The organism is Streptococcus parasanguinis (assembly GCF_001578955.1).
In the GTDB taxonomy this organism is placed as follows: domain Bacteria; phylum Bacillota; class Bacilli; order Lactobacillales; family Streptococcaceae; genus Streptococcus; species Streptococcus parasanguinis_U.
Genome location: NZ_KQ969689.1, coordinates 11142 through 14967, shown reverse-complemented (window position 1 = coordinate 14967; position 3826 = coordinate 11142). Strand labels below are relative to the sequence as shown.

Annotated in this window: 3 protein-coding genes and 4 pseudogenes; 3 read left to right on the top strand and 4 right to left on the bottom strand. The window is 35.0% G+C overall.

What is annotated here, in order from left to right:
• The 3 pseudogenes from SPADD19_RS00075 to SPADD19_RS12110 all read left to right on the top strand — a co-directional run.
• A pseudogene (locus SPADD19_RS00075) lies at positions 1 to 233 on the top strand (ImmA/IrrE family metallo-endopeptidase); the annotation flags it as partial.
• Between the two features lie 8 nt (positions 234 to 241).
• Positions 242 to 403, top strand: a pseudogene (locus SPADD19_RS12115) (helix-turn-helix transcriptional regulator); the annotation flags it as partial.
• A gap of 249 nt (positions 404 to 652) precedes the next feature.
• Positions 653 to 1196 (top strand): annotated as a pseudogene (locus SPADD19_RS12110) (integrase core domain-containing protein); the annotation flags it as partial.
• 170 nt (positions 1197 to 1366) lie between these two features.
• Here the strand turns inward: SPADD19_RS12110 and SPADD19_RS00065 are convergent.
• From SPADD19_RS00065 to SPADD19_RS12105, 4 genes and pseudogenes are all read right to left on the bottom strand, one after another.
• On the bottom strand, positions 1367 to 2032 hold the full coding sequence (locus tag SPADD19_RS00065; RefSeq protein WP_003005418.1) for an HAD family hydrolase: 666 nt from the start codon (positions 2030 to 2032) through the stop codon (positions 1367 to 1369).
• Positions 2033 to 2079: 47 nt separating this feature from the next.
• A pseudogene (locus tag SPADD19_RS00060) lies at positions 2080 to 2936 on the bottom strand (IS982 family transposase).
• 76 nt (positions 2937 to 3012) lie between these two features.
• Complete coding sequence (locus SPADD19_RS00050) at positions 3013 to 3654, bottom strand: HAD family hydrolase (protein WP_003005641.1); 642 nt, start codon at positions 3652 to 3654, stop codon at positions 3013 to 3015.
• The coding region (locus tag SPADD19_RS12105; protein ID WP_481906737.1) for an NUDIX hydrolase at positions 3651 to 3826 on the bottom strand (176 nt) is incomplete at its 5' end. The genes SPADD19_RS00050 and SPADD19_RS12105, both read right to left, overlap by 4 nt.

Sequence of the window (3826 nt, the reverse complement as noted above, 5' to 3'; positions counted from 1 at the left end):
CTCTAATCTATAAGATAGAGCGATCTGTGATCAAAAAAAGTTTTGTGACTAGTCAAGAGTATCCTGAACTTTTAAACCAAGAGAATTGGAAAACAATTAAGACTTGCTGTGACAATCTAAAAGTATGGCTCATCTATGATAAAGGAAAATCTATAGCTTATGTTTGGGATAAAAATAAGCTAACAGACAAAGAGGCAAAACAAAAAGCTGAATTGAAGTTACTATTAATGTGAGGAAAACGATGTATCAACCAGAAAAACTAAAAGCTCGTAGAAAAGAGCTAAAAAAGACTCAAAAAGATATTGCTGATCAGTTGGGAGTCAGCTATCAAGCCTATTCCGCATGGGAACGTGGAGTAAAACAACCATCTAGAGAAAAAGTGCAACAACTAGAGCAGATTCTAAATGTACCAAAAGGTTTTTTTACAGAGATCGAAATCGTCCGACTATATAATACTTTATCAGATGAAGGTAAGAATAATGCACTTAATTATGTCAGAAACCTAGTTCAAAAAGAAGCTTATAAGAACGTTGTTTCAATATCAGCAAAACTATACGAATATCATGTTTACGAAAAAATGTCTGCTGGTATCGGTTCAACGGTTTATAATGATCAGGATTATAATACTGTTTATTTTGATAAAGAACTAGCTCAAAAAAATGAAGCACCTATTCCAAACCTATTGGCTCGAGAATTTGACCAAGAAAAGCCACTTGAAGCAATTGTAACAGATTTGACCTACGTCCGTGTTGGAAATCGTTGGGCTTATGTTTGTTTGATCATTGATCTCTTTAACCGCGAAATTATTGGACTGTCAGTTGGGTGGCACAAGACTGCAGAGCTCGTCAAACAAGCCAATCAAAGCATTCCTTACGCGCTTACCAATGTCAAGCTGTTCCATTCTGACCGTGGTAAGGAGTTTGATAACCAGCTGATTGATGAGATGCGGCATCGCTCGGTCTCTAAGTCAAGCAGCTTGTCCCTATGACAACGCCGTGTCTGAAAGTACTTACCGTGCCTTCAAACTCGAGTTTGTCAACCAAGAAACCTTCCATTCGCTGAAAGAACTAACCTTTAAAACAAAGGACTACGTTTACTGGTGGAATCATCACCGCATTCACAGCAGTCTGAACTACCAACCCCCAATCGCTAAGCGAATCAGCGCTTTAAAAAAACACTTTATAAATTTTGTATAGAAAAGTGTTGCCTTTTCATATCTCATTTTTTTACTTAAAGCCTTGACAGACTTGACAAATGGTAGAAAAGAGCCTAAAAAGGCAGAGTCCTGATAAGTTCTACCTTAAATTTCGTTATGAAACAAGTTTATTTCTTTCTAACGTCCTCAAGAACCTCATCGCCTTTCAACTCAAAGACTCTGTGATTCTATTATTTGTAAAACTTCTTTCATATTTTCAACTTTCCATTGCGCTTTGTCATTAAAAAATGGTAATCGGCTATCATAATAACCAATAGTTGCAATTCCGGCGCTAGTTGAAGATTCAATTCCAGAGTATGAATCTTCAATTGCAATACATTGTTCTGCTTGCAATTCTAACTTATGTAGCGTTGTTAAATAGATAGACGGATTTGGCTTACTTTCTACAAAATTCTCTCCGCTAACGATGACATCAAAATATTTTTTTATGTCACACCTTTCTAAAACTTCATTAATATGCTCATATTTTGATGATGATGCTACAGCTAATTTGATTCCGTTTTTCAATGCATAGTCAATAATTTTTAGAATTTCTTTTCTAAAAAGTAAAGAATAATCAATTTTTTCATATCTCTCATCACTAAAAGAAGCATATTCTTTTTCTATAGTTTTTATATCATATTGTTTCCCAATAAATTGCTGTAAAAGCCTATAAAGATTAAAATATGATTTACCAACTAATACCAATAGCTCAGAATCTTCGTAACTAGATTTTGGATTAAGGTGTTTGATAAAATCTTTCTGTATTAGAAAATCTTGGTACTCTGTATCAACTATAACTCCATCCATATCGAAGATTATACCTTTCAAATTCATAAATCCTCCTTTAAAATCAAAATCTATCATATATAATACCCGTGTTGCTAGTTGATAAAAAATCCTAAATTATAGACCAAAATAGCCCGTTCGATCTCTAATTGCAAACCTGCTAAAGAGCGAGCAAGCGGATGTTCAATGTTAAACAATGCATTTAGGACAGAGATCCGAGTTTCGATGGTCCTTCGGATTGCCAGGATAGCAGGATTGTTGTGCTCAGCTGCTCCTTTCATATTTTTACGAATCGGCGTCAAAAAGTCTATTCCCTTGGCTTCCAATCGTTTTTTCAGTTCCTTACCCAAGTAGTCCAAATCCGCTAAAACAGGAGTATAGGGGATGGCATCCAGCAACTCTTCTGCCACCTGAATATCATGGACCGAGACAGGCGTAACCAAGTAATCCAAAATATAGCCCGACTCTGTCACCGCCAGATGAATTTTAAAACCATAGAACCACATGTTTTTGGAAGCGCAGTAGCCGATGTTGGCCACCTCATTCAAGACCTTGGCCTGATGATTTCTAACCGGCTGACACAAGAGGACTGGAAAGCTGTCGATAATGACTAATTCATCAAAATCCAGCTGATTGAAATAGAGGCAAATCAGCTGAAGCAGGGGCATCAGATAATGAACACGGCGATAGAAGCGGCTTCTCTCCAATCCCTGAATCCGAAGAAATTTCGGATAAATTGATAAAACTTTCGCTGTGACTTCATCCCAATTTCTGCCTGAAATTGCATCAAGGTTAAAACAGAAACATTCGAAACCTTGCATTGCTCTACATTCTTGCGGTGGATCAACTCATCAGGAGCGACTTTTTGATATAAGTCACGGCAGACTTTACGAAGCTGCGGCATACTGAGTTGAAGGTGATGGCGATTCGGTGTATAATGGAAAATGTCCATTTGGTTTACCTCCCTGCTATTTTTCTTCACTTGCAGTGTACACCAAATGGGCTTTTTTGTTAAGTCAAATCAACTATCAGCAGGAGTATATAATATCTAATGGATTCTTAGATATTATATCAGGAGAAATAGTAAATTTTCTTGTTTTATACCAATTGACACCAACAGCTAGTACATTTGCTTTTTTGGCTGAGATAATATCTGCATCTGAATCACCAAAGAATATCGCATCTGAGGGAGTTGCATTATAATGGTCAAGTATCTTCAAAATTCCTTCACTATCAGGTTTAGAATTAGCAACATCATCATCAGATACAATGTAATTAAAATATTTTTCTAATTCTAATTTCTTCATACTTATTTGTATACTTTTTCGCCCCTTACCAGTAAAAACAGCAAGTCTTTTTCCTTTGTAATTTAATTTTTTTAATAGCAAAGTAATATTTTCAAATACTTTATTTTGAACAATAAAATGATCGTGTAAATTTTCATAAAGAATGTAAAATAATTCGACTGCTTCATCAGCATATTTTTCTTCTACATGGCTCCTTATAATATCTTCCTCACTACCTCCAAATAATGATTCAATATCCGAATCACTCATTTTGATATTTTTATATTTTTCAAACACTATCCTGAAGCAACTAAAACAAAGAGGGAGTGATTCAATAATAGTATTATCAAAATCAAAAATAAATATTTCTTTTTTGTCAATCATCTTAGTCCTCTATAATAGTTTATATAATCAAGATATTCTTGTTCAATGTTATAAGGAAGGGAGTTATAATTGAAATAACTTAACTCCAGCGTTTCTTCTGAACTTACATTCAATTCTCCCGTATAATTAATCGCTTTGTATAGAGAGGTAACTACATAGATTTCATCCTTGT

Coding starts and splice junctions, on each gene's coding strand:
- SPADD19_RS00065 (WP_003005418.1), bottom strand. CDS start 2,032: ATGAATTTGAAAGGTATAATCTTCGATATGGATGGAGTTATAGTTGAT.
- SPADD19_RS00050 (WP_003005641.1), bottom strand. CDS start 3,654: ATGATTGACAAAAAAGAAATATTTATTTTTGATTTTGATAATACTATT.